Genomic DNA, 23,331 nt, shown 5'->3' with positions numbered 1-23,331 from the left:
CCGGACACCGTCTCGGCTCCGTGCGCGGGAATGCACCGCAGTGGAGGTCCCAGTTATCACGCGTTCCTAGTTAAAACAGCAAAACGAGTCTTTCTGGTGCGGTTATCAACGCGCGCGCCGACGGCTCCGCGCGCGAGGGCCCGGAGCCGCCGGCTTCTGATGGAGCAGGCTGCGCCCACCTACTGCGGGCGAAGGATGGCCCCTTCCACCGCAACCCAGGGGAAACCCTTCTCGTCCACCCGGAACCCATACAACTCCGTCCCGGCGATGAGTTGCTCGGGCTCCCAGCTCGAGTCGCGGTGCCGGCGGAAGTAGCTGGCATACCCAGTGCCCCCCGCCCGGCGCTGCCAGGACACCCACGGCTCATCGTCATGGATGACGATGAACGGAGGTTCCAGGCCGGCAGACCGTGTCATCCCCTGGAGCAGCAGCTCTGGCGGAGCCCAACCTTCGCCCGCGGAGGTCAACTTCCATTGAGAGACGAAGACGAAGCCGTCGTCGTAGTTTGCGTCCCATTCGGTCCAGGCGACGACTGGATCCCCATTTCTCCGCAGCGCAATAGCGACTCTATCCGTGCCTCCGCCCGCCGTGCCACGGAGCAGCCCTCCCAAGCGAGACCAGCGCCCATCCTTGAACCGCATCACGAAGACGTGGTCCCGGGTTGCCTCTGGAGGGACCTCCGACCACGCCAGCACCACCTCGGACGAGTCCACGGCGATGGCCGGGTAACTGGCGAAGGTTGGAATCTGCGGATTGCCACTGATAGGACCTCCCAGGGCCTCCCAGGCCGTGCCGGTCCACCGAACGACCCGGAGGTCGAGGTTGCGCTCCTCATAGACGAGAACGGGGTGCCCGTCCGAGTCCAGCGCCATCTGTGAGTAGGTGATCCGGGACTGGGTGTCGCGCGGCGCCCCCAGGAGGGTCCAGGACGTGCCATCGTACCGCATCACGTGGATCCAGTCCGTGTCAGTGTCGTCGTTGGTCTGGGCCCAGGCGATCACCACCGCACCAGCCTTGGACACCTGGATCATCCGGTTGCTGGGATAGGGTGACCGCGCAGCGAATTCAAGAGGTGGGGGAAGGCGCTCCCACGCGTCGCCGCGCCACCGCGCGACAGCCAACTTGCCCGGGCTATCTTGCGTCTCCTGCTCGACGTAAAGGGCGACCGGCCGCTCCTGCGGGAACGTCTCCAGTGCGAAAGAAATCGGGCCCGTAACGCTCTTGCTCAACCTGGGTCCCACCTGGGCGAAGGGCCAGTAGCTGAACTCCCGCTCGGAGCCAGTGGAACCCGTTCCCACTTGGAACGGGTTGCCGGCCCGGTCGGTCATGCTCCGTTGCAACAGCTCGGCATGCAGGGTGACCGGCGGGCGAAGTGGCAACGTCGGCACCAGCCGGAGGACCCTCCCGTCCTCGCTGAGCACCGTCTGGTGCACGACCGAGAAGCCGTTGCCGTCGCGTAGCAGGGTGGGCGCGGCCTGGAGCGATTCGGGCTGGAGCGGCTCGGAGAAGACAATCTCCACCTGCGTGTCCACGGAAGGATAGTACGTGTCCGGGCGCCAGGACTCGACCCTGGGAGACCCGCGGTCCACCACGACCAAAGTGCTCGGGCTGTCGAAGCTCAGACCCTCGGCCACTGCCCGGGCGACGAAGGAAAAGCTGCCCTCGTCATGGGTGGCACAGTCGACGGTGTGGCGGTACGGACTGACGAGGCTCGTGACATTCCGCCCGTTCCTGATGAGCTCCACCCGCTCCGGCATCCCCCCCGTGACGGAGACAGAGAGCGTCCACGTGCCCTGCCTGCAGAACTCCGGCCCTGCTGTCTCCACGGTGACGGTGAGTTCGGGAGGAGGAGGCGGCGGCTCCTCCTTTACGGGTTTCGGTATGGGGTCGGACTCCAATGAATCACAGGCGGCGAGCCCCAGGGCCGCGCACAACAGCAGACACGTCCAGCGGTGCGTCGGAAGACGGGATTGCATGCGGAGACCTCTTGGATGGAGTTGCGTGAGCCTCTCCTTGGACACGCAAGCCCACCAGGATGGGACATCACCGCACCCAGCCGAAGCCGAGACTGCCCCCCAGCGACAGCGCGGACGGGTTTCCCACGTCCGTGCGCATCCAGGTGTGCCCCGCGTTCCCCAGCAGCGACACCCGCAGCGGGCCCGCCACGGGCAGCCACACTCCCGCCGCCACACCGGCGTAGGGCTGCAGGGCGAGTGCTGACTCGCGCGTGCTGAGCTGCTGCTGCCGGGACAGGGTTCCGCCGGCCTCCAGGGTGAGCTGGAGCTGCAGCCCATGCCAGTCGCGTACAAGGTGGCCCAGGCCCAGCCGCAGCGACTGGTCGTACTGCTCGAAGTCACCCGAGGGGTGCCGTCCGTGCCGGACCTCCACCACCGCCGTCGCCAGGTTCACCCCTGACTCCGTCCAGGCGTGCTGGAGCGCGGCGGTGCCGCCCAGCATCCTCCCGAAGGTGCTGACAAGGGGGAGGCCCAGGCTGGGGCCCACGTGGACCATCCACCGCACGGGCGACGGCCCCTTGAGTGCGTTCACCTCCAGCTTCTGGGGGCGAAGCTGGTCGCGGGTCAGCTCCGCGCGCCCGGCGTCGGGGACCTGCACGCGGGCCACCAGCGCGTGCTCCCCGTTCCGGGTGGTGAGGATGTAGCCGCCCGCGGGCAGCGCGAGCGTGGCCGCTCCCGTCCCCTTGCGCACGTGTCCCAGGATGGGCTCCCCCGCGAGCGTGGACACCGTCCAGTCCCCGGGCTCGTCAATGGCCAGTGTCAGCAGAGACGTGGCGCGAGCGGGCGAGGAGAGGACGAGGTCTCCCTTGCCCTGGAGGTCGAAGTGGAAGGTGGGGTGCTGCGTGCCCGCGCGGGACAGGAGCGAGGACTCCACCGTGCGCGCGTAGGAGTAGGTATAGGCCTCGGCGAGCGTGACGCGGCCGTCTCCGGACACGTCCGCCGCTCCGCGCAGCGCGGCCACGAGGTGGTGCGTGAAGACGGAGCCCGCGAGCGCGTCCGACTCCTGCGCGGACTCGTCCGCGGCGGACGCGGTGATGATGACGCGCCCGGCGAGTTCCTGCCGCTCCACGCTCACCAGCACGCCGGGAATGGGCTTCAGCCCCTTGAGGCGCGCGGCCTCACCCGACTGGCACGAGTCCACCACCAGAAGGGCCACACTCACGGGGGCGCTGTCGATGAAGCGCACCACCTCGCGCAGCGGCAGGCGCGTGCCGGACAGGTGCAGCTCGCCCGAGTCCGCGTGGCTGGAGACGTAGACGAAGAGCTGGTCTCCCGGCCTGGCCTGGGCCTTGAGGTGACGCTCGAAGCGGGCCAGCGCGTCGCGCGCCGCGTCCGCGTCGGTGCCGAGCACGAGCAGCGCGTCCTCGCGCCGCAGCCCGCCCACCTCCATCAGCACGCCCAGCACCGAACGGGCGTCGCGCTCCGCGTACCGGAGCGGCGCGTCGGCCCCGGTACCCCGGTTGTTGCCCACCGCGAGGGCGAAGCGGCGCGGGGCCCCTTCCACCTCTCCGGCCACGGGCTGCGACGCCATGACGGCCGCGAGGAGCAGGGCGAGCGTCATCGCGACGCCTCGACCCCGAGCGACACCGCCGCGTGCGCGGACCCCGCGGGAAGCCCGGTGGGCTCCTGGCAGGCCGACGTCCCCGTGGCTCCGGAGCAGTCCGGCCCGTGCGTGGCCAGCCAGTCACGGAGGTCGTCGAGCCGCAGCGGCGTCTCCGAATAGAGTGCATGCACCACGAAGCCCCCCCGGGTGACCTGGAACAGGGGCGCGGGCTGCTCGACGTCCAACTCGCCGCTCTCCTGCGCACCCAGGGGCCAGAGTGCCTCCACCTGCCCTCCCGTGTCCACGGAGACGACCAGCGCGTAGCGGCGGCCGCCACTCCGGAGCCGGAGCGCCACCTCGTCCCCTTCATGCAGGACGGGGTTCACCTGGCCGTCCTCCAGCCGAAGGAGCTCCACCGAGGGAGGCCCCTTCACCCGAATCCCCGGGCCAGGCTCCGTGGGGACCTCGCGTCCGTCCGACACCGTGGGGCCGCGCACGGTCTCCATGAGCGGCCCGCGGAAGACCCCTATGACAAGGGTGGCCAGCGCGGGGACGAGCAGCCACCCGGAGAACCACGAGGTGGCGGGCCGCGCCTGCCTGGCCGCTGCTTCCGCGAGGACCTGGGCTCGGACGCGGGAGAAGGCGGCAGCGGCACGGGTCTGTTCCGCGTGGGTTCGCAGACGGGAGAGCCGCCCCTGGCAGGCGTCACAGGTTTCAAGGTGGGGCGGTCTCGGGCCGCCGGCCATGACCTCGTCCAGGACGAGGTCGGACAGGTGTTCCCTCATGCGGCACCTCCTCGCGGCGCCACGGGCTCGCCCAGTGAGCGAGCCAGGACGCTGATGCGCTGCACCTCGCGCACGATGGTCTTCCTGGAGAGCCCCAGCACCTGGGCAATCTCCTCCTGGGACAGGCCGTCCAGGTAGTACAGCGCCGCCACTGTGAGGCCACGCTCGTCCAGCGTGCGCGCCAGCTTCACCAGGAAGTCGCGGCACTCGGTGGCGGCGAGCGTGTCCACGGCGCCTGCGGCCGTGGACTCTTCGGGAGCGACGTCCCGCAGGGCCCGTGAGCGGAGCATGTTGAGGCAGACGTTGGTGATAACCCGGTAGACGAACGTCATCGGCCGGGACTCCCGCCGGAAGTCGGCGGCGGACTGGATGAGGCGGATGTACGCCTCCTGCACCGCGTCCCAGGCATCCGCCTCCCGCTGAAGCAAGGCGAAGGCCCTCCGGTACATGCCAGGGGCATACCGGTCATACAGGTCTTGTATCTCCGTGGGGCTCAGCCCTTGGCGCATCGTCACCAGCTTGGACACGCGAGCCGCGGAAGTTGGGACATTTCCGTGCCCTCTTCACGAGCACGCCCGAGAGCCTTCCCTGAGGCACAGGCGCCGGGCCGGACAGCCCCGCGCCTCGCGGCTCACTCCACCGTCTGCGCCTGCTCCGCACCCACGCCGTCACCCGCTACCGACAGCGTCACGGTGCCCGCCGTCGTGGCGCGGAAGTAGAACACCGCTTCCTGGTGCGGTGCCTCCAGCCGCAGCTCCGAGCCCTCGCCCGATGCCGGCAGTGCCCGCGTGCACGCCGCGTCCTCGTAGAACGTCACCCCCGCCGTGCCCTCCGCCTGGAGCACCAGCGCGGGCGCCGCCAGCGCCGACAGGTTGCCCACCGTGTCCTGGCTCTGCACCACCAGCGCTCCCGAACACACCCCCGCGTCCACCCGCTGCGCCGCCGTCACGAAGACCACCCGCGCCGCCGTGTCCGCCACCACGTCCACGTCGAACGTGGCGCCCGGCGACGTCGCCCGGTCATACCCCGCGCCGCTGATGCGATTGCGGCTGATGAGGTTGCCGCCACCGTAGTCCGAGATGGCCGCCTGGTACGGAAAGGTGTTCGTCAGCGCCGCGCTGCTCAGCGTGTTCTCCACCACCTGGAGATTCGTCGACTCCGCCAAGGGCCCGCCGTCCGCCTCCGCCTGGGACACGTTGATGCCCACGTCGTTGTCCACCAGCGTGTTGTTCCGGATGACGATGTCCCGGCTCAGCGGCAGGCTGAAGAGCGGACCGCCCACCACCAGGATGCCGGAGGCCACATAGCCCGACCCCGTGTACGCGTTGCCCGTCACCGTGTTGCCGCTGATTCGCCCCGTGGCTCCGGCCCCCACCTGGATGCCGTTGCGAGCAATGCCCACCACCGGCCCGCCGCCCTCCACCGTGTTGTCCTCCACCCGCAGCTCCACGCGGCCCATGCCCACGATGCCCGCCTTCTGGTAGCCCTCCACCCGGTTGCGCAGCACGTCCACGTGCACCTGCGCCGCCGCATCCGTCGCGTTGCGCACCTCGATGGCCGTGCCCTCCTGGCATCCGCCCGCGCCCGCCTTCTGGTGCAGGTCCACCACCTCGCTGTCGACGATGGAGCCGCTCGCCCCCTCCAGCCGGATGCCGCTCAGCGCGTCGGCGCCCGCGTCACACCGCGCCTCCGACAGCCCGCGCCCCTCCACCCTCACGTCGCGCACGTCCGCCGTCGTGCCCCGGTTGCGCAGCACCGCGCCCAGGAAGCGGCCTCCTTCCGGGTCCACCGCCGTGAGCAGGCGCCCCGCTCCGTCGAACGTGTACCCGTCCGGGATGAACACCGTGCCCTCCGTGGTGCAGTCCGCCTGGAGCGTCACCGTCGTGCCCTCCAGCGAGAGCGAGCACGGCGGGTGCAGCCCGCACCGCCCGCCGCTCCACTCCACCGTGAAGGTGTGCGAGTCACTCAGCCCCGACGTGTTGGTGACGGTGAGCTGCACCGTGGGCACCACGTCCGTGGGAAGGCACGACAGCGAAACCCAGTCCACTTCACCCGTGCCACCGGACTTCTCCGGCGCGCCGAGCAGCCCCGTGTTCGTCGTCCACGTGAAGGTGAGCGGCTCCTGCTGCGGGTCCTCCGCCGTGGCCACCAGCCGCACCAGGTCTCCCGCCAGGGCCCCGGGCGAGGACTGCGACGTGGACACGATGACCGGCGGCAGCTTGCGCACCACGCACAGCTCCACCACGCCCTCGCGCTCGCCGCCGAAGTCGTCCCGCACCTTCAGGGCCAACCGGCAGTTGTTGCACGCCGCCTCGGGAAGCGCGGTGGGCGTGAAGCTCGCCTGGGGCGCTGTCGCATCGTCGAAGGTGCCCTCGCACGTGGCCGTCCACGCATACACCAGCGAGTCCCCGTCCTCGTCCACGGCCGCCGCCTGGAGCGCCACCGGGCTGCCCTCGCTCACCTCCGTCGAGGGCTGCGCCGCAAGCTCCGCCAGCGCGGGCCACCGGTTGAACGACGCCGGCCCGTCCACCGACTCCGCGGAGAGCGTGCCCACCCCCACCGCGAAGTCCAGCGTGGCCGCCGCGCCGCGCGAGTCCGTCACCTGGAGCGTCATCAGGACCTCGCCCGGCTCCTCCGGCGCCGTCCACACCGGCGAGGGAGACGTGGCGTTGGAGAAGCTGCCACCCGTGGAACGCCACTCGTACGTCAGCACGTCGGCCGGGTTCGCGTCGTGCGCGACGGCGCGCAGCTCCATCGACGCTCTCGGCCGCGCGCTCGGCGCCGGGGCCATCACCGCGTCGATGTGCGGCGCCACGTTGCCCAGGGGCACACCCGGCAACGGCACCTGGGGCACCAGGACGAGCAGCCCCGCGCGGTGCCGCGTCAGCGCCACACCCGACACCTGGGCCTGCGCCACGACGGCGCCCTGGGCATCGAACGCCGTCGCCTCCACCGTCGCGCCCGAGCCCGCGGAGAGCCCGCGCACCAGGCCCCGCCACCGCGTGCCCTCACCGGCCAGTTCCTGGCTGACGCCGCCGCCACCGGAGGGCGTGGCCGTCGCCACCACGCGCGTCACCGTCGCGGGCAGCGAGCGAGGCAGCGCCACCATCACCCGCGCCGAAGTGGAGGGCTCCAGGTTGACGCCCGGCGCTTCCTCCAGGCTGCAGCCCGTCGTCGTGGCCAGCACCAGCGCTCCTACCAGCAGGGCCAGGCGCGTCGTGTCCGCTCGATGCATGTCCAAAAATCCTCCAGGCGGGGCCGAGTCCCGACACGATACCGGCAAGGTCGCACCCTCCCAAGGAACCGCCCTCCTTCCAGGGTGCGCCAGCTTGCCCTCCGCGTGCCGCCCTCCGGGGCAGTGCTCCGTCGAGTGCACGACGCTCGCGGCCTCGCGACGTCCGCTAGCGGGCGAGGCCCTCCCCCACCGAGGTCCAGCCGCGATGCGCTGACGTCTCCGGTGCTCTCGTGTGCGGCCGTGCGCGCCCTCGAACATCGTCGGCCCCAGCCGTGGCCCATCCGCGTGGCCCACTGGCTCAACGTGCCGCTGCTGGTCATCATGGCGGCCAGCGGCCTGCAGATTCTCGCCGCGTATCCCAAGCTCGGCAGCCAGGGCCGGCCGTATGGCTGGTATCCCTTCCAGGGCGCGCCTCCGCCCGACTGGACGCGGCTGGGAGACTGGCTCGCCGGTGCCCGCCACTGGCACTTCGCCTTCGCCTGGTTCCTCACCCTCAACGGCGTGGCGTACCTGCTCTACCTCGCCTTCAGCGGAGAGTGGCGCCGCCGCCTCTTCCTCCCCCGCCGCGACACGCGCAACGCGCTGGACACGCTCGCCTGGTACGTCCGCCTGCGGAAGCACGCGCCCGAGCAGGGCCTCTACAACGGCCTGCAGCGGCTCGCGTACACGGGCTCGCTCGCGCTGGGCATCCTCTCCGTCCTCTCCGGGCTCGCGCTCTACAAGCCCGTGCAGCTCCAGGTGCTCGCCGGGCTGCTCGGTGGCTACGACGCCGCGCGCGCCCTCCACCTCCTCGTGCTGGCGGCCTTCACCCTCTTCACCGTCGGCCACCTCGCCCTCGTCCTCCTCCACCCGCGCACGCTGGGGGAGATGGTGACGGGCGGGAGGAAGCCGGATGCCTAGACTCCTCCGCCCCTCGGGCCGGCTCCTCACCCGCCGCACCGCCCTGCTCGGCGCCGCCGCGCTCACCACCAGCGCGTGCGACAGCAGCCGCCCCCGCACCGGCTTCCTCGGCGGCATGGAGCGCTTCAACGCGCGCTTCCAGTCCGCCCTCTTCGACGCGGATCAGCTCGCACCGGAGCTGCCCCCCTCGGAGGACACCCCGGCCGGACACTTCCCGAGGTACTTCATCTCCGACGCCATGCCGCTCGCGCCCGAGGGTTGGGCGCTGAAAGTCGGCGGTCTGGTGCAGCGCCCTGGCCTGCTGTCACTGGAGGAGCTCCAGCGGCTGCCTCGCACGGAGTACCGCATCCGCCACCACTGCGTGGAGGGCTGGAGCGCGGTGGCGTCCTGGCACGGCGTGCGGCTGCGTGACGTGGCCGAGCACGTGGGCGCGGACCCTCGCGCCGGCTACGTGGAGTTCCGCTCGTTCGACTCGGACTACTTCTCGTCCTGGGACAGGCCGAGCGCCTTCCACGCGCAGACGATTCTGGCCTACGGGATGAACGGGCAGCCGCTGTCACCCGGGCACGGCGCGCCGCTGCGCCTCTACTCGGGGGTGAAGCTCGGCTACAAGATGGTGAAGTACCTCACCGAGGTCAGCTTCCTGCCCGAGCCCACCGGCGGCTACTGGGAGGACCGCGGCTACGAGTGGTACGCGGGCGTCTAGCGCCCGCTCACGCCTTGCTGCCGGCGAAGCTGCCACCGAAGGGCGAAAAGCCCCGCTTGCGCAGCGCCTCGCGCTCGGACTTGAGCGCGGCCAGGGCCTCGTCGCGCGTGGAGTAGTGGTTCACCGCCGCGCCGTTGATGGCCCCGCTGGTGAGGACGAACATGCGCGTCATCTCGTCCCCGCCGAAGCGGTACGAGCGGTGCGTGTAGCGCTCCAGCACCTCGCGGCGCTCCTTGCCGAAGATGCGGCCGGCGGTGAACTTCACCACCAGCCCGTCCAGGTTGATGAGGAGGTCCACCTTCCCAGGGTACTTGGAGAGGTGCTCCTCCACCTCGCGCCGCCAGCGCATGACGTCCGCCTCATTCGTGAGCAGGCAGTCGGTGAAGTTGGCGGTGACGACGTCGTTCGGCACGTCGTAGTCGAAGCTCATGCTCCAGGCCATGGGTACTGCCTCCCTGGGTGCCGTGGATGTCGCTACGCCGGCGCGGAGCCGGAGAGGAAGGCGGTCAATACCGCCGCCAGCTCCACCGGGCGCTCGACCTGCGGGTAGTGCCCCGGGCCTGGCAGGTACGCCAGGCGCGCGCGGCGGATGGGGTTCACCACGGCGTCACGCAGGAACGCGGGCGGCAGGAAGGCGTCATCCGTCGCCAGCACCAGCGTGGGCGCCGTAATCGCGGAGAGCTTGTCGGCGAAGCCGCCCTTGGTCCACGCGTCGAAGATGTTCTCAATCGCCGGAGCGGAGGTGTTCGCCGTGTCCTTCAGCAGCGTCTCCAGCACGTCGGTGCCGAGCAGCTTGCAGGACAGGTTCATGATGGTGGACTGCTTCTCGCGGCTGCCCGCCGAGGTGCGGAACAGCCCCGCCGCGTCCGGAGGCAGCGGCAGGCCCGCCGCAGGCACCGGATTCACGAGCATCACCGCGTCCACGCGCGAGGGCACCTGCGCCGCCACCCACTGCGCCAGCTGGCCGCCCATGCTGTGGCCCACGATCGTGAAGCGCTGCGCCCCGGCCGCGTCCGCCACCGCGAGCACGTCCTGCGCGAGCCCCTCCAGCGTGTAGCCCCCGGTCGGCTTCCCCGACTGGCCCGTGCCACGGCCGTCCGGGACAATCAGCCGAAGCCCCGTCAGGTCCATCCGCTCCAGCATCCAGTTCCATACCGCTCCGGACACCATCCACCCGTGCACCAGCACCACGGTGCGCGGCCCATCACCAAGAACGCGGTAGTGAAGCGAAGTCCCGTCAGACGCGGAAGTCGTGGGCATGCAGCCTCCTCTGAGCAAAATGATAAAGCAGGACTGGAGAAATGTGCAGGACTGAAAGCAAGCCACGAGTGCGGGACATGCGCCATGGAGGGGCATGTGGGAGCGCGCGCGGTGTGAAGGGACCCTCACCCGGCAGCCGGGAGAGAGGCGCAGAGGCGGGGCTCTGGCAGACTCCGCGTCCTCATGGTGGATGAACGGGACGGGACGGGCGGGCTCACGCCAACGGAGCCGCGGCGCACAGTGTACTGCGAGGACGCACTGGCCTGGCTGGAAGCGCGGCCGGTGCTGGAGGGGTGCTCGGCCATCGCCTCGCTGCCCGACATGTCCGAGTTCCCCTCGCTGACGCTCGCGGAGTGGAAGGCGTGGTTCGTCCGCGCGGCGGGGCTCGTGCTCTCGCGCGTGCCGGCGGAGGGCGTGGGCCTCTTCTACCAGACGGACGTGAAGCAGGACGGTATCTGGGTGGACAAGGGCTACCTCGTGGCACGCGCGGCGGAGGAGGCCGGGTGCGAGCTGCTCTTCCACAAGGTGGTGTGCCGCCGCGCGCCGGGGACGGTGACGTATGGGCGGCCCGCGTACTCGCACCTGCTGGCCTTCTCGCGGGGCGTGCGCGCGAACATGGCGAAGTCCACCGCCGACGTGCTGCCCGAGGCGGGCGAGGTGACGTGGACGCGCGGCATGGGCGTGGAGGCGTGCCTCGTCGCGTGCCGCTTCATCCAGGAGCACACCGCCACGCGCACGGTGGTGGACCCGTTCTGCGGCCACGGCACCGTGCTGGCCGTGGCCAACGCGCTCGGCCTGGACGCGGTGGGCGTGGAGCTCAGCCGCAAGCGGGCGCGCAAGGCGCGCAACCTGCGCGGCGAGTGGAAGGACGGGACGCTCGTGCTCACCGGCATGGGGGGCACGGAGGCCCCGGAGTGAAGCCGCTCCGGCGGACCTCGGCGTCCCCCGCCTGACTCGCTGTGAGCAGGGCGCGTCCCGTGGCTACTGGAGTGTCCGGCGGACGGGCTCGGTGGCCGTCAGGGCGGGAGGGAGCTGCGCCTCCTCCGACTCGCGCGCGACGGCCGCCTCCAGCTCGGTGATGAAGGCCGCGAAGAGGCGCTCCTCCAGCGCGAGCGCGGCATCCAGCGAGGCGCCCACGGCGGTGAGGCGCGCGACACAGGCGTCTTCAATGGTGCGCCGGTGGCTCTGCTCCTCGGTGACGACGCGGCCCAGTTCCTCGCGCACGGCGGCGTGGCGCGAGGCCGCCTTGTAGAGCGGGTAGAGCACCATGGCCCGCCGCTCAATCGCCGTCGTGGTGAGCAGGTAGTGGAGGTACATGTCCGGCGCGCCCGTGTAGGACGTCGCCCAGGTGGCCAGCTCATGGTCCAGCGCCTGGAAGTAGCGGCCCGCGGCCTCCGGGCAGAGGAGGCCCGTGATTTCGGCGCCGGCCACCTCCGCCGACAGCCGCTTGAAGGCGAAGGCGTGGCGCGTCTCGTCGGTCAGGTGGCCCAGCACCTCCAGCGAGGGATGCCGGTCCGCCACCGTGCGCGAAATCTTCCGCGCTCCGATGAACTCCATGAGGGACAGGGTGTGCAGCCAGCGCGCCTCCAGCGCGGGCGTCTGGGAGAGCTGGCGGAGCACGGTCTGGATTCGGTCTCGCATGGCGCCGCCGTGTAGCGCGCCCCTCGGCTCCAGGCGAGCACGAAGACGCTCGGCCGGTGGCCCGGTTCCGGGGCGCCCGGACGGAGCTGTCCCCCGGCCTCGCGGGCCCGGAGCGAGGCACGCCCCCTTCCTTGTTGAGGTGCTAGACAGAAGCCGCTCGCCACGCGGTGCCGCGGTGGACCCGGTGTCCCTCGCGTGACCGCCGTCCTCCGGGGGAACGTCGCCATGCTCACGCTGCCCGCCATGCTGCTGCTGCTCTCCGCCGCGCCCGCTTCGCCGCCACCCACTGGCTCGCTCGTGCTCCACGAGGGCGTGCCCTCGGGCTTCAAGGCCGATGGGAAGCTCGACGAGTGGACGCAGCCGCCCTCGCTGACGCTGGGCGCGGCGAATCAGGTGGCGGGGAGCCTGAAGGTGGCCTCGCCCGCGGACCTGTCCGCGAAGGTGTGGCTGGCCCTGGGCACCGAGGGACTCGCCATCGCCGGCGAGGTGCTCGACGACAAGGTGCAGCTCACGGGCAAGAAGGACATCAACGCGGACCATGCCGAGGTGTGGCTCGCGCTGCCGCAGCCGAAGATGCCGCCGCTGGCCTTCATCAGCCACCTGAGTGACAACCTCGTCCCCCGGGAGTCCGACTGCGCCAGGGTCGACCAGGAGAACCCCGAGGCGTGCAAGGCGTGGTGGAAGCAGCAGACCGCGCGGCGCAAGCAGCTCCAGTCCGACCTGGTGGCGCAGTACGGGCTGATGCCCGCGGGCGGCGCGGTGCGCTTCGGGCTGAATGGCCCGGTGGGCCCGGCGCGCTACGAGCCCTTCCCGGGCGGCTACCGCTTCGAGGCCTTCATCCCCGTGGGCGCCTTTCCTCGCACCGCGCAGGCTCCGCTGCGCGACGTGCGCGTGCTGGTGGACCTGGTGGACAGCGACGAGGGCGGCGCGAAGCAGGAGACGTTCCTGTCCTCTTCGCCGAAGCGGAAGTTCGGTGACGCGTCCACCTTCCACGCGGTGGCGCTGAAGGCTCCGCTGCGCTTCGGGAAGTGGCCGGAGTTGCTGGAACGGGCGCTGAAGGAGCAGCCGGGCGCCTCGTACGTGCCGGGCCCGGACGCGGATGCGCTCCAGGTCTGGGTGAATCGCCCGGAGGCGTACCAGTACACGCCGACGGTGCCGAGCCCCGACGTGGTGCAGATTGATTTGGCGTCGGTGAAGAGCCTGGGAAAGGTGGGGGACGTGGAGGTCGTCTCCGTGCCGGCGGTGACGAATGAGTATGGCGGGGTGAGTCGGTGGGTGGTGTCTCGCAGGGGGACGAAGCTTCTGCACACGCAGAGCGTGGGTGCTGACGAGGTGAAGGTGGCGCAGCGGGCGCCGGGCCTGCACCTCGTGCAGGTCTACGACGGCCCCAACAACCCGATGGGCGCTGGCGCGTGCGGCGCGTGCCCGGTGGTGTTCTTCCAGCACTTCACCGTGGACGCGCAGGGGAGGTTCTCCAAGGCGGAAAACCTGGATGGCGCGGGCGGCCTGAGCGGCCACCCCGTGGAGTACACGGTGAGCGCGGACCTGACGCGCCTGGAGGCGTTCGAGGTGCCGGAGACCGCGGACGGCAAGCGCGGAGAGAAGCGGCTCGCCGCGCGCCACACGTTCGACGCGAAGACGGGCAAGTACACGTCGGAGACGTTCGCCGCGCCCGAGGAGCCGGGCGTGGCGGAAGACACGAAGTAAGGGCTGGCTTGCCGCCAGCTCCCGCTCACCGGTGACGTTCGAAGCGCCCGAGGAGCCGGACGCGGCGGGCAAGGGCCAGCTTGCCGCCGGCTTCCGTTCGTGGGGAAAGTCGGCTCGCGCGAGCGGGCCGGGCCTCGCGGGTGGAGTGTGCCGTGCGTGTTTCGCTGGGGCTGCTGCTCATCTGTGCCTGTGGCGGCGCGGGCTCGCCGGAGGAGGAACCCACGCCGCCGCCTAACCCGGGCCCGTGCGCAATCGACGCGCGCCTCTCTTCGGAGCAGTGCCAGCGGGCCCGCGCCATGCGCCTTCCCGACTCGCTTCCTCCGGCACGCGGCAACGCGGTGGCGGACTCCGAAGCGGCCGCCCGGCTGGGACAGCGGCTGTTCTTCGCCACCTCCATCTCCAGCAGCTTCACGGTGGCCTGCTTCGGCTGCCACCTGCCCGAAGAGGAGTTCGATGACGGGCGCGCGCATCCGGAGACTCCACCCGGCTCGGCCACGGATTCGCTCGGGCGCAACTCCCCTTCCCTGCTCAACGCCGCGTGGATGCGCACCCAACTGTGGGACGGGCGCGCGGACACGCTGTGGTCGCAGCCGCTGTTCGCCATCGAGAACCCGGCGGAGATGGCCACCACCCGCCTGGAGCTCTCGCACCGGGTGGTGAATGGGATGGGGCAGGACTACGCCGCCGTCTTCGGTGAGCGGCCCTCGCTGCCCTTCGAACGCTTTCCTCCCGTTGGCGGGCCCGGTGACGCCACATTCGACGGAATGCGTCCCGAGGACCGGGCCACCGTCAACCGCCTCGCCGCCAACGTGGGCAAGGCCATCGAGGCCTACCTGCGCAGGCTGGCGGCGGGGCCCTCTCCTTTCGACCGCTTCCTCGGAGGTGAGGAGACGGCGCTGTCCTCCGAGGCTCGCGAGGGGCTGTATGTCTTCTTCCGCGCCGGGTGCGACGGGTGCCACTCCGGGCCGATGCTCAGCGACGAGGGCTTCCACAACCTCGGTGTGCCGTCCGCGGAGGACAAGGAGCTCGACCCGGGACGTGAGCGGGGGTGGAGCATCCTCGTGGCCAATCCCTTCAACACGCAGGGGCCCTACTTCGACGGCCTGCGTCCCCTGCCTGGATGGGAAGTGGGGCCGGGACTTCAAGGTGCCTTCCGCACGCCGCCGCTGCGCAACCTCCTCGCGTCCGCGCCCTATGGGCACAACGGCCGCTTCGCCACGCTGGAGGAGGTGGTGGACTTCCATCTCATCGCGGCGCGGGCTCCGGGGCGCTATCTCGGTGAGGTGTCTCCGCTGCTGCGTCCGGTGACGCTGGAGCCGGCGGAGCGGTCGGCCCTGCACGCCTTCCTGCGCTCGCTGGAAGGCGTGCGCGCAGGACCACCGTGGAATGGCTTCCCCTGAGGATGAAGTCCGTTGGCTCGTGCGTATCCCGCCATGGCCTGACTCATGACGTGAGAAGTGATGGCACAGGGCACCGCATCCGTGCTCGGCCCCAGCCAGTTCGCGACACGGCCTCACTGCACATGCCGCCGCCTGCTCTTCGCCTGACCGAGGCGGCACATGCCCGGAATGACCGTTCCTTCCACGTCCGCCACACGCGGGAGGCTCCCGTCCCAGGCGGGGCACGCTCAGAATGACCGCTCCTTCCACTCCCGGAACATGCGGGAGCCCTCGGCGCGGCCGGCACACGTCCGGAATGACCGTTCCTTCCGCGCCCGCCCGCACAGGCTGAGCCCCTCGCCCCAGGTGGAAGACCTCCGGAAGGAACGTTCGTTCCACGTCCGCTCGCACAGGCGGAGCCCCCGCTTCAGGTGGAAGACCTCCGGAAGGAACGTTCGTTCCACGTCCGCCCGCACAGGCGGAGCCCCCGCTTCAGGTGGAAGACCTCCGGAAGGAACGTTCGTTCCACGTCCGCCCGCACAGGCGAAGCCCCGCTCCAGGCGGCGGACCTCCGGAAGGAACGTTCGTTCCACGTCCGCCCGCACAGGGGAGTCACCTGTCTCTGGGCGACCGACCCGCGGAATGACGGTTCCTTCCGCTCCCGTCCCCACCCGGGCTGGGCTGGTGGGTGCTCCACGGTTGAGACGGAGTGCATGATGGCGGCGGAAACCGCGCCAGGGCCTGGTTCGCGCAGCCCCTCCAGGCCCGGCAGGACTCATCCGCGTTCTGAATGAGTAGGCTCCACGGTCATGACGCAGCCGAAGCACGAGCACATCCGTTGGGACGAGCCGTTCCTCGACGTCACGGCCGTACTCCGGCGGTGGGGCTTCAGTCACGACACGGACCGCTACTTCCGCGCCAGCTGGGAGGCCCGCCACCCGTGGGGCATCCCCGGTCCCATCTATGTCGGTGACGATGACGTCTGCGGGATGGGGCCCGAGCTTGCTCCGAACAACGTGTGCCTCTTCGATAGCACAGGCGAGTTCCTCTATCGTCAGGCCACCTCGGAGTACGAACTGTGGCAACTCCTCGACGCCGCCTGGTGCAACCCGGTGTCCGCGTATGCCATGGACGGGGACTCGCACTGGACGCCAGCTTCAATCGCCGCGTGGTGGGAGTCCATCCAACCCGTCCGCTAGCGGCTCCGTGCGAGCATCGCCGAGCACGATGAGGGAAGGCAGCGGCTCGTGGCGCTGCCGCGCTCGGACCGGTCAAAGCCTGAGCACCGAGCCGAATGGAAGGGCCTGGAAGCACTGCGCCCCAGGTGGGCGGTCCGCCGGTGGCTGGACTACCTGGACAACGGCGCCCTGCGGTACCTGCGCCGCTACAGCGCCTTCCTGTCCACCGGACGTGTGCCCGCGTCGGACGCCGGGACTTGAGTCGCTCTTCACATCCTCCCCGCGCCGCCCCTCACGACACCGCGTCCGGCGCCGGCACGGACTTGCGTGCCGTCGCCGCGCTGCCCGCGGACGCGAGGATGACGCAGCCAATCGCCACCCACTGCACCAGCGCGAGCTGCTCCCCCAGAATCACCAGCCCCGACACCGCAGCGATTGCCGGCTCCAGGCTCATCAGGATTCCGAACGTCCGCGTCGGCAGCTCCTTCAGCGCAATCATCTCCAGCGAGTAGGGCAGCGCGCTCGAAAGCACCGCCACGCCCAGCGCCGCCGGCCACAGCGACACGTTCAGCAGCCCCTCCCCCGCGTGCGCCACGCCGAACGGCATCACCAGCAGCGCCGCCGTCGCCATGCCCAGTGACGTGGCCGTACCTCCGTGCACCGCCGCTCCGGCCCGCTGCCCGAAGAGGATGTACAGCGCCCAGCACGCCCCGGCCGCCAGCGCCCAGACGACACCCACCGGGTCCAGCGGCTGCGAGGCCTCCGACAGCGGCAGAATCAGCAGGATGCCCGCCACCGCGAGCAACGCCCACACGAAGTCGATGGGCCTGCGCGTCGACAGCAGCGCCACCGCCAGCGGCCCGGTGAACTCGATGGCCACCGCAATCCCCAGCGGAATCCGCTCCAGCGCCAGGTAGAACGTCAGGTTCATCCCCCCGAGCGCCGCGCCATACACCCCCACCGCGAGCACGTCGCGGCGGGTGAGCTTCCTGCGCCACGGCCGCCAGAAGGCCAGCAGTATCAGCGTGGCGAAGCCCAGCCGGAGCGCCGTGGTGCCCTGCGCGCCCAGCACCGGGAACAACCCCTTGGCCAGCGACGCTCCAAACTGGATGGTGCTCATCGCGGCCAGCACCGCCAGCACCGCGACGGCCACCGGGCTCCGCATCGACTGCATTCGAGACATTGCGCCCACCTTCGCACGAGGCCGCTCCCCCTCCACGCCCATCCGTCACCCGGCCGCGCCCCGCCTCCCGGCCCCCAGCTGTCCACCGGTCATCACCTGCCGACCCTCCCGGACCGCGCGAAGATGCTGGACAACACTCCCCGGACTCATGGGTTTGACGGGACTCGTGAGGCCCCGCTTTGCTCACCGTCGAAAGAAAGTGCGGGGTCAACGAAGCACGGCCCCGCGAGGCATCCACGGCTGTGACTGGTTTCCGGGGGGACACCAGCATGAAGCCCCAAGAAGGATTGTTCCATTCACCAGGTGACTTCAGCGCCCTCGCTGTCTGGAGGCTGAGCCGCTCGAGCGCGGCGTCCCAGGTGCGCGAGGCCGCGGCGGACGCCTACGCGGAGCTGCGCCGCGCGGGCGACATCCACGCCGTGCTCGCCTTCGACGCGTCGCTCGTGTCGCCCCACGCCGACGCGGAGGCCGGCCCGCCCCTGCTTCCCCGCCGCGGCGCACACACGCACTTCCCCTCCACCCAGGCCCAGGTGCTGGTGCAGCTCGCCGCGCCCACCCGCGAGCGCCTCCTCTGGGCCCTGCGCCGCACCGCCGCCCGCGTCGCCGGCGTCCTCGTCCCCGAGGAGGAAGTCCTCGGCGGCCGCATCGGCGAGGGCCTCGAGCCGCCCGGCCTCTCCAACGCGCGCCACGCTCCGTCCCGCGAGGAGGTCCAGCGCGGCGCCATCATCCCCGCCGGCCCCCTCTCCGGCGCCGCGTGGATGCTGTACCTGCGCTTCCAGCAGGACGTGTCCCGCCCCCCGCGCGCCCGCCTGCGGGTGGTGCGGGACACTCCCGACGCCGAGCCCCAGCGCGCCAGCCTCGAGGGGCTCATCCGCCGGGGCTTTCCCTTCCGCCAGTCCGGCGAGGAGGGCCTGGCCTTCCTCGCCGCCGCCGCGGACCCGGTCCGCTTCCACCGCGCGCTGGACACGCTGCTCGGAGTCGCGGGCGCACCGCCGGACGCGGTGCTGCGTCACGCCACACCCGTGGGGGGCGGCCTGTACCTCGCGCCCTCCCGGGATTGGCTTCAAGACGTCACCGGCGACCCGCTGCGCGAGGCCGCGTCACGAGCGAATGGGAGGGGGCGTCATGGCCGGGGAGGCGACTCGGACAGGGGGAACCTTGTACAACCACGAGAAGGGCCCGGAGCACGGGCCCCAGGGGGGATATCGCCATGAGTGGTTACGCCGACATCCATGGGCCGAGCGCCGTCAACGTCACACTGGCCAGCGGACTGGGGGCCTACCTGATGCGCGTTCAGGAGCTGGGCGCGGTGGAAGGCGCGGAGGGCTCGCTCGCCGTCAACCCGGTGCTCGAGCCGGTGCTGAAGGCGCTGCACCATGTCCTCGCCGGTGGCGAGGTGGAGGTGCACCTCCTCCGGCGCGGCAACCCGGACATCGTCGCGGAGCTGGACCACCGCGCGACGCAGGCCACCCAGGAAGCCAACACCCTCAACAAGGCAGCGGGTGTTTCCCTCACCGCCACGGTATGAGCAGGCGCGGCACCCTTCGCACGGCCTTCCGCCGCTGGACGCGCGCCCAGGACGCGGTCGAGGTCCTCGCCGCCGCGGGCGTGGGCCCCTGGCTGGTGCTCACCGTCTTCGTGGTGGGCCTGCTGGCCATCGTCGCGTGGGCGCCGGGGGCGCGCCTCTTCTTCGGCATCCCCTTCGGCGTCGGGCTGCTGTGCGCGGTGCCCATGCTGGCCAACGGCCTGCTCTTCTCCGCCGTCCACCAGCGCCGCCAGCGAATCGAGCCCTGGGGCTGGCTGTGGCTCGTCTTCGGCGTGGCCGCCATGCACTTCTTCCTGGCCGCCCTCATGGCGCTGTCCTCGCTGCCGGGGGCCGCCGTCGTCGCGTCCCTCTTCCTCTTCACCACCGCCTTCCACGGCCGGCTGCACCGCGTGACGCCGCGCCAGCCCTTCCTCGCCGTGGGCACCGCGCTGGCGCTGCTCGCCGCCCTGCCCCTTCGAGAGAGCGACGAGCACCTCGCCCTCTTCGGCGTCATCGGCCCCGCGGCCCTCACCGCGCAGCTGTACCTGGGCACCTTCGCCGTGCAGCATGACAGGGCCCGCGAGGACGCGGAGCGCCTGCGCGCCGCCGTGCACGCGCAACTGCTGGAGCAGCAGGAGCGCGACGTGGGCCGGCTGTCCCAGGCGCTGGGGGAAATCCTCGGCTACCACCACGATTTGGACAACGCGCTCCTGTCCGCGGGCGGCGCGGCGGACATGCTGGCCGTCATGGGCGTGCAGCGCGGCGCCCTGGGCCGCTCGGACTACGAGGAGCTGGTGAAGACGCTCCACGACAGCCTGGCGCAGATAAAGGAGATGGTGACGGAGATACGCGCCAAGGGCCGGCGCTACGCCGGCACGGACCCGGAGCCCGTGGAGCTGCCCCCGGTGCTGAACGCCGTGCAGGCCAGCGTGGGCCTGCGCTTCCCGGACGTGGACATTCATGTGGAGGTGGAGCGCGAGCAGCCGATGCGCGCCCTCATGCGCGGCGGCGCCACCACCCTGCGCCGGGTGGTGGAGAACCTGGTGCTCAACGCCTGCGAGGGCGACGGAGAGCACGGCGCCGACGAGGTCCACATCCGCGCGCGCGTGGACCCGCTCAGCGGACGGCTGGAGGTCACCATCACCGACGACGGGCCGGGCTTCCCGGCCGCGCGTCTCACCGGCCCCGCCGAGGAGCTGTTCACCACCAAGCCCCAGGGCACGGGGCTGGGCCTCTACACCAGTGAGTGCCTGCTGCGCGCCAGCGGCGGCATCCTGCACCGACAGAACGCGCCCGGCGGCGGCGCCCTGCTTCGCGTGCTCATTCCCCGGGAGTACCGATGAGCGGTGGAGCCCTGTACCAGGAAGCGCTGCGAGTGCTCCGGCGACTGGAGCTGCCGGAGGTGTCCGAGCGGGACGTGCTCGCCGCGCTGGAGGCCGGCCAGCCCGGGCCGCTGCCCCTCTTCTACGAGGCGGGCGCCGAGGCGGGGCTGTCCCGGCCCATGCTGCTGGCGCGCGGCGCGGGCCTCTTCTTCAGCTTCTGCGCGGGCAACCTCGCGGACGACCTCATCGACGGCGACTGCACCTACCACGAGTCTCCGCAGCGGGTGGGGCCGTGCGTGCAGTTCCTCCTGCAGAACCTGGCCTTCTCCACGCTCGCCGGAGAGCAGGCGCGGGTGCCGGCGCGGGCGCTGGCGGAGGCCACGCGCACGCTGGCGATGGCGGCGGGGCCCCAGGCGCTGGAGGTGCGCGCGCGCGAGTGGTCCGCGCCGCTGTTCCGCCAGGTGGCCGAGGGCATCGCCGGCCAGCAGTGGGCGGCGTACCTGCGCGTGCTGTGGGCGGGCACGGTGCTGGAGGGGCGCGCCTCGGCGGCGGGCCGGGCGCTGGGCGTGGCCGCGCACGTGGTGGAGGACATCCGCTCGCGCGACACGCGCTTCACCAGCATGCCGCCCGAAGACCGCAACGTGGTGGTGGGCTGGGCCCGCGACGCCACGGAAGCCCTGCGACGGCAGGACCTGCGCTGCCTGGACGCGGCGCTGCGTCGCATCGAACCGATTCTCCCGGAGGTGGAGTCATGAGGGCTGAAGCCCCGAAGACCGAGGTGTGGCGTGACGAGGTGGCCGGGTACTACGACGCGAAGACGGAGCGGATTCTGCGCCGGTACGGGCCGGGCCCGCGCGTGCACTACCACTCCGGGCTGGTGGACGCGGTGCCGCCCCCGGGCTCTCCCGAGGACGCGGTGCGCGCCCAGCTCCACGCCTCGCAGGAGGCGCTGCTGGCGGAGCTGGCCCGCGCGGTGGGCCACTTCCCGGACGGCGGCGACGTGCTGGACGTGGGCTGCGGCCTGGGCGGCGGCGCGCTGTACTGGGCGGCCGAGCACCACGCCCGGGTGACGGCGGTGACGAACGTGCCCTCGCACGTGGAGCTGGCGCGGAGCTTCGCGGAGGCCGCCGGCCTGGGCGCGCGGGTGAAGCCGCTGTTGTGTGACGCGCTCGCGGTGCCGGGCCGCGCGTGCTTCGACGCGGTGGTGGCGGTGGAGAGCGCGTGCTACCTGCCTCGCGCGGACTGGTTCCGCCGCGTGCGCGCGCTGCTCAAGCCCCGGGGCGTGGTGGCCATCGCCGACTGCTTCCTCGGGCGGCCGGAGGCGGCCGGGCCCTTCGACAGGTACTGGCGCACGCGCATCGGTTCGCTCGACGAGTACCTGTCCGCCGCGCACGCCGCGGGGCTGGAGCTGGAGGTGCGCGACGACGTGTCCTCGCGCGTGGTGGGCTTCTGGTCCCTCACGCTGGAGCTGCTCGCCCATGAGCGCGCGGCCCACAGCGGCGTGCACCCGCTGCGCGCGCTGGCGCAGGCGGGACGGGGCGAGTCCAGCCGCGAGCACCTGCGGCTCCAGCAGGGACTGATGGATGGCGGGCTGGAGTACGCGCTGCTCGTGCTCCGCAGAGCGGGCTGAGGCGCCCTCGCGCGAAGCGAACCCATGGAGATGACTGGCTTGCCTGCCTGGTCGCTGACAGGACGACCAGGAGAGCTGGTGACGCCCGGTCCGATGCGGCGGGGCGACCCAGCCCCCAGCCTTGGCCCAGTCATTTCACGGAGGCGTTTCGATGAATCAGCTCAAGCGATGGATGGTGCTCGGAGCGGCGGCCGCGGCTCTGACGGTGACGGGTTGCCGGGACACGAACCGCGGGCAGGAAGGCGCGGGCGGCGCGGGCGGCGCGGGTATGGAGGAGGGGACGGGCGGCTCCGGTGACGTGGGCACCCAGGACCCGGGCACCGGCGGTAGCGGGATGATGAAGGCGGACGCCGGCACGAAGATGGACGCGGGCACGGGCGGGACGGGCGGCTCGGGCGACGTCATCGAGCAGGACACCGACGAACCGGGCACCCAGACTCCGATTCCCGAAGGCCAGGAGTAGTCACCTCCGCACTGCGTGAGGCGTGAAGGCGTCAGGGTCCGGGAAGTGCCCGGGCCCTGGCGCCTCGTGCGCGTCTCGCGTGCGTTCAGCACCCTGGCCGGCGGACTGGATAGCTGCCGCCTCACATGCACGAGCCAGACAGATGGAGCGGGTGTGCAACCCCACCGCGGGTCGGTCAGATGAGCTCGAACGCAGGCAAGGGCAGGTCGGCGGCATCCTGCTCGCACAGGGGACACTCCGCAGCGGGATGGGTAGGCCACCGTGCTTCGAGAAGCCATCCTGCTGAGAGCTCAGCCGCATGCAGGCGTGCCTTGAATTCGTCGGGCTTGAGCACGGCGAAGGTGAGGACACCCTGCACCCTGGCTTCAGCCATTTGAGCCTGCTTCAGGAAGGTCTCCAGTGAGCGGCCCTGGGTGACGACATCGTCCACCACGACGACGTCCCCTCCCGGCGTCAGTACGCCCTCTCGCAGCACCTCCGTGGGCCGCTTGCGCGCATCCATCTTCAGTACGGCAAGCTTGCTCCCCGTCCAACGCCGCGCGATGGCACTCCCCAGAAACAACCCCGCGGCTTCCGAGCAGAGAAAGGTTGGTTCGTTGACCCTGAAGGGAGGCTGCTCCAGCAGGAGTTGAGCAATGTTCGTGAGTGCCTCGGCATCCCAGCCGAGCTGACTGAACCGCAGGAAGTACTCGCTATGGTGGCCGCTCTGGAGCGCGAAGTGTCCCCGCAGCAATGCGCCGGTCCGAGCAATGTCCGCATAGAGGCTGTCCGGAAGTCGCAGGCGCCCCATGTTCGGGACCAACAAGCCCCGGACCAGGCTTTCGTCTTTGATACGCATGGGCGACTCCCTGACTGGCTC

23 protein-coding genes are annotated in these 23,331 nt (G+C 71.2%); 13 read left to right on the top strand and 10 right to left on the bottom strand.

Features of this window, described 5'->3' with window-relative positions; all coding sequences use genetic code 11:
* Nucleotides 1-179: 179 nt before the first annotated feature.
* From G4D85_RS11280 to G4D85_RS11260, 5 genes are all read right to left on the bottom strand, one after another.
* Entirely contained in the window at nucleotides 180-1,898 is a 1,719-nt protein-coding gene (locus G4D85_RS11280; protein ID WP_164011021.1) for an Ig-like domain-containing domain, read from the bottom strand.
* 145 nt (nucleotides 1,899-2,043) lie between these two features.
* The gene (locus G4D85_RS11275) at nucleotides 2,044-3,576 is read right to left on the bottom strand and encodes a caspase family protein (RefSeq protein ID WP_164011019.1); all 1,533 of its coding nucleotides are present in this window, start codon (nucleotides 3,574-3,576) and stop codon (nucleotides 2,044-2,046) included.
* Nucleotides 3,573-4,343 (bottom strand): anti-sigma factor, encoded by a 771-nt coding sequence (locus G4D85_RS11270; RefSeq protein WP_164011017.1) that lies wholly within the window; start codon nucleotides 4,341-4,343, stop codon nucleotides 3,573-3,575. Before G4D85_RS11270 ends, G4D85_RS11275 begins: the two co-directional genes overlap by 4 nt.
* On the bottom strand, nucleotides 4,340-4,852 hold the full coding sequence (locus G4D85_RS11265; RefSeq protein ID WP_240359208.1) for an RNA polymerase sigma factor: 513 nt from the start codon (nucleotides 4,850-4,852) through the stop codon (nucleotides 4,340-4,342). Before G4D85_RS11265 ends, G4D85_RS11270 begins: the two co-directional genes overlap by 4 nt.
* 122 nt (nucleotides 4,853-4,974) lie before the next feature.
* Nucleotides 4,975-7,578, bottom strand: a complete 2,604-nt coding sequence (locus G4D85_RS11260) for a right-handed parallel beta-helix repeat-containing protein (protein WP_164011013.1) — start codon at nucleotides 7,576-7,578, stop codon at nucleotides 4,975-4,977.
* 240 nt (nucleotides 7,579-7,818) lie between these two features.
* Between G4D85_RS11260 and G4D85_RS11255 the strand changes: the two genes are divergently transcribed.
* Both G4D85_RS11255 and G4D85_RS11250 read left to right on the top strand, forming a co-directional pair.
* Nucleotides 7,819-8,478, top strand: coding sequence for a cytochrome b/b6 domain-containing protein (locus G4D85_RS11255; RefSeq protein ID WP_275900282.1), 660 nt, complete (start codon nucleotides 7,819-7,821; stop codon nucleotides 8,476-8,478).
* Nucleotides 8,471-9,184 carry a molybdopterin-dependent oxidoreductase gene (locus G4D85_RS11250; protein ID WP_164011009.1) on the top strand — a complete coding sequence of 238 codons (714 nt, stop codon included), beginning with the start codon at nucleotides 8,471-8,473 and terminating at the stop codon, nucleotides 9,182-9,184. The genes G4D85_RS11255 and G4D85_RS11250 overlap by 8 nt, the downstream gene beginning before the upstream one ends.
* A gap of 7 nt (nucleotides 9,185-9,191) precedes the next feature.
* Here G4D85_RS11250 and G4D85_RS11245 read toward each other — a convergent pair whose 3' ends face one another.
* Both G4D85_RS11245 and G4D85_RS11240 read right to left on the bottom strand, forming a co-directional pair.
* Nucleotides 9,192-9,626, bottom strand: a complete 435-nt coding sequence (locus tag G4D85_RS11245) for a hypothetical protein (RefSeq protein ID WP_164011007.1) — start codon at nucleotides 9,624-9,626, stop codon at nucleotides 9,192-9,194.
* A 32-nt stretch (nucleotides 9,627-9,658) separates the two neighbouring features.
* A complete protein-coding gene (locus G4D85_RS11240; protein WP_164011005.1) occupies nucleotides 9,659-10,444 on the bottom strand; it encodes an alpha/beta fold hydrolase in 786 nt (261 codons plus the stop codon).
* A gap of 183 nt (nucleotides 10,445-10,627) precedes the next feature.
* Here G4D85_RS11240 and G4D85_RS11235 point away from each other — a divergent pair, with 183 nt between their 5' ends.
* A complete protein-coding gene (locus G4D85_RS11235; protein ID WP_164011003.1) occupies nucleotides 10,628-11,362 on the top strand; it encodes a DNA methyltransferase in 735 nt (244 codons plus the stop codon).
* A 63-nt stretch (nucleotides 11,363-11,425) separates the two neighbouring features.
* Here the strand turns inward: G4D85_RS11235 and G4D85_RS11230 are convergent, their stop codons facing one another.
* Complete coding sequence (locus G4D85_RS11230) at nucleotides 11,426-12,085, bottom strand: hypothetical protein (protein ID WP_164011001.1); 660 nt, start codon at nucleotides 12,083-12,085, stop codon at nucleotides 11,426-11,428.
* Between the two features lie 225 nt (nucleotides 12,086-12,310).
* Between G4D85_RS11230 and G4D85_RS11225 the strand changes: the two genes are divergently transcribed.
* From G4D85_RS11225 to G4D85_RS11210, 4 genes are all read left to right on the top strand, one after another.
* Nucleotides 12,311-13,792, top strand: coding sequence for a DOMON domain-containing protein (locus G4D85_RS11225; protein WP_205525510.1), 1,482 nt, complete (start codon nucleotides 12,311-12,313; stop codon nucleotides 13,790-13,792).
* A 152-nt stretch (nucleotides 13,793-13,944) separates the two neighbouring features.
* Nucleotides 13,945-15,192 carry a cytochrome-c peroxidase gene (locus G4D85_RS11220; RefSeq protein ID WP_164010998.1) on the top strand — a complete coding sequence of 416 codons (1,248 nt, stop codon included), beginning with the start codon at nucleotides 13,945-13,947 and terminating at the stop codon, nucleotides 15,190-15,192.
* Between the two features lie 788 nt (nucleotides 15,193-15,980).
* Nucleotides 15,981-16,370: a hypothetical protein gene (locus G4D85_RS11215; protein WP_164010996.1), complete on the top strand. Its 390-nt coding sequence runs from the start codon at nucleotides 15,981-15,983 to the stop codon at nucleotides 16,368-16,370.
* A gap of 48 nt (nucleotides 16,371-16,418) precedes the next feature.
* On the top strand, nucleotides 16,419-16,610 hold the full coding sequence (locus G4D85_RS11210; RefSeq protein WP_164010994.1) for a hypothetical protein: 192 nt from the start codon (nucleotides 16,419-16,421) through the stop codon (nucleotides 16,608-16,610).
* Nucleotides 16,611-16,641: 31 nt separating this feature from the next.
* Here the strand turns inward: G4D85_RS11210 and rhtA are convergent, their stop codons facing one another.
* The gene (gene rhtA / locus G4D85_RS11205) at nucleotides 16,642-17,532 is read right to left on the bottom strand and encodes a threonine/homoserine exporter RhtA (RefSeq protein ID WP_164010992.1); all 891 of its coding nucleotides are present in this window, start codon (nucleotides 17,530-17,532) and stop codon (nucleotides 16,642-16,644) included.
* A 269-nt stretch (nucleotides 17,533-17,801) separates the two neighbouring features.
* Here rhtA and G4D85_RS11200 point away from each other — a divergent pair, with 269 nt between their 5' ends.
* From G4D85_RS11200 to G4D85_RS11175, 6 genes are all read left to right on the top strand, one after another.
* Nucleotides 17,802-18,746, top strand: a complete 945-nt coding sequence (locus tag G4D85_RS11200) for a Dyp-type peroxidase (RefSeq protein WP_164010990.1) — start codon at nucleotides 17,802-17,804, stop codon at nucleotides 18,744-18,746.
* Nucleotides 18,743-19,060 carry a hypothetical protein gene (locus G4D85_RS11195; protein WP_240359207.1) on the top strand — a complete coding sequence of 106 codons (318 nt, stop codon included), beginning with the start codon at nucleotides 18,743-18,745 and terminating at the stop codon, nucleotides 19,058-19,060. The genes G4D85_RS11200 and G4D85_RS11195 overlap by 4 nt, the downstream gene beginning before the upstream one ends.
* Nucleotides 19,057-20,400, top strand: a complete 1,344-nt coding sequence (locus G4D85_RS11190) for a sensor histidine kinase (protein WP_164010987.1) — start codon at nucleotides 19,057-19,059, stop codon at nucleotides 20,398-20,400. The genes G4D85_RS11195 and G4D85_RS11190 overlap by 4 nt, the downstream gene beginning before the upstream one ends.
* Nucleotides 20,397-21,134, top strand: a complete 738-nt coding sequence (locus G4D85_RS11185) for a hypothetical protein (protein WP_164010985.1) — start codon at nucleotides 20,397-20,399, stop codon at nucleotides 21,132-21,134. The genes G4D85_RS11190 and G4D85_RS11185 overlap by 4 nt, the downstream gene beginning before the upstream one ends.
* On the top strand, nucleotides 21,131-22,009 hold the full coding sequence (locus tag G4D85_RS11180; protein ID WP_164010983.1) for a class I SAM-dependent methyltransferase: 879 nt from the start codon (nucleotides 21,131-21,133) through the stop codon (nucleotides 22,007-22,009). Before G4D85_RS11185 ends, G4D85_RS11180 begins: the two co-directional genes overlap by 4 nt.
* Nucleotides 22,010-22,160: 151 nt before the next feature.
* Nucleotides 22,161-22,472, top strand: coding sequence for a hypothetical protein (locus tag G4D85_RS11175; RefSeq protein ID WP_164010981.1), 312 nt, complete (start codon nucleotides 22,161-22,163; stop codon nucleotides 22,470-22,472).
* Between the two features lie 175 nt (nucleotides 22,473-22,647).
* On the opposite strand, the gene G4D85_RS11170 is transcribed toward G4D85_RS11175, so the two are convergent.
* Nucleotides 22,648-23,310, bottom strand: a complete 663-nt coding sequence (locus tag G4D85_RS11170; RefSeq protein ID WP_164010979.1) for a hypothetical protein — start codon at nucleotides 23,308-23,310, stop codon at nucleotides 22,648-22,650.
* Nucleotides 23,311-23,331: the final 21 nt, after the last annotated feature.

This window comes from Pyxidicoccus trucidator (assembly GCF_010894435.1).
GTDB lineage: Bacteria > Myxococcota > Myxococcia > Myxococcales > Myxococcaceae > Myxococcus > Myxococcus trucidator.
The sequence above is the reverse complement of the archived record's forward strand: the minus strand, read 5'-3'. Positions and strand labels throughout refer to the sequence as shown.

What these genes read in the sequence shown, in the direction of transcription:
- G4D85_RS11250 (WP_164011009.1), top strand. Translation starts at nt 8,471, where the DNA reads ATGCCTAGACTCCTCCGCCCCTCGGGCCGGCTCCTCACCCGCCGCACC.
- G4D85_RS11190 (WP_164010987.1), top strand. Translation starts at nt 19,057, where the DNA reads ATGAGCAGGCGCGGCACCCTTCGCACGGCCTTCCGCCGCTGGACGCGC.
- G4D85_RS11200 (WP_164010990.1), top strand. Translation starts at nt 17,802, where the DNA reads ATGAAGCCCCAAGAAGGATTGTTCCATTCACCAGGTGACTTCAGCGCC.
- G4D85_RS11260 (WP_164011013.1), bottom strand. Translation starts at nt 7,578, where the DNA reads ATGCATCGAGCGGACACGACGCGCCTGGCCCTGCTGGTAGGAGCGCTG.
- rhtA (WP_164010992.1), bottom strand. Translation starts at nt 17,532, where the DNA reads ATGTCTCGAATGCAGTCGATGCGGAGCCCGGTGGCCGTCGCGGTGCTG.
- G4D85_RS11245 (WP_164011007.1), bottom strand. Translation starts at nt 9,626, where the DNA reads ATGGCCTGGAGCATGAGCTTCGACTACGACGTGCCGAACGACGTCGTC.
- G4D85_RS11270 (WP_164011017.1), bottom strand. Translation starts at nt 4,343, where the DNA reads ATGAGGGAACACCTGTCCGACCTCGTCCTGGACGAGGTCATGGCCGGC.
- G4D85_RS11170 (WP_164010979.1), bottom strand. Translation starts at nt 23,310, where the DNA reads ATGCGTATCAAAGACGAAAGCCTGGTCCGGGGCTTGTTGGTCCCGAAC.
- G4D85_RS11240 (WP_164011005.1), bottom strand. Translation starts at nt 10,444, where the DNA reads ATGCCCACGACTTCCGCGTCTGACGGGACTTCGCTTCACTACCGCGTT.
- G4D85_RS11195 (WP_240359207.1), top strand. Translation starts at nt 18,743, where the DNA reads ATGAGTGGTTACGCCGACATCCATGGGCCGAGCGCCGTCAACGTCACA.
- G4D85_RS11180 (WP_164010983.1), top strand. Translation starts at nt 21,131, where the DNA reads ATGAGGGCTGAAGCCCCGAAGACCGAGGTGTGGCGTGACGAGGTGGCC.
- G4D85_RS11265 (WP_240359208.1), bottom strand. Translation starts at nt 4,852, where the DNA reads ATGCGCCAAGGGCTGAGCCCCACGGAGATACAAGACCTGTATGACCGG.
- G4D85_RS11275 (WP_164011019.1), bottom strand. Translation starts at nt 3,576, where the DNA reads ATGACGCTCGCCCTGCTCCTCGCGGCCGTCATGGCGTCGCAGCCCGTG.
- G4D85_RS11230 (WP_164011001.1), bottom strand. Translation starts at nt 12,085, where the DNA reads ATGCGAGACCGAATCCAGACCGTGCTCCGCCAGCTCTCCCAGACGCCC.
- G4D85_RS11235 (WP_164011003.1), top strand. Translation starts at nt 10,628, where the DNA reads ATGGTGGATGAACGGGACGGGACGGGCGGGCTCACGCCAACGGAGCCG.
- G4D85_RS11225 (WP_205525510.1), top strand. Translation starts at nt 12,311, where the DNA reads ATGCTCACGCTGCCCGCCATGCTGCTGCTGCTCTCCGCCGCGCCCGCT.
- G4D85_RS11185 (WP_164010985.1), top strand. Translation starts at nt 20,397, where the DNA reads ATGAGCGGTGGAGCCCTGTACCAGGAAGCGCTGCGAGTGCTCCGGCGA.
- G4D85_RS11215 (WP_164010996.1), top strand. Translation starts at nt 15,981, where the DNA reads ATGACGCAGCCGAAGCACGAGCACATCCGTTGGGACGAGCCGTTCCTC.
- G4D85_RS11175 (WP_164010981.1), top strand. Translation starts at nt 22,161, where the DNA reads ATGAATCAGCTCAAGCGATGGATGGTGCTCGGAGCGGCGGCCGCGGCT.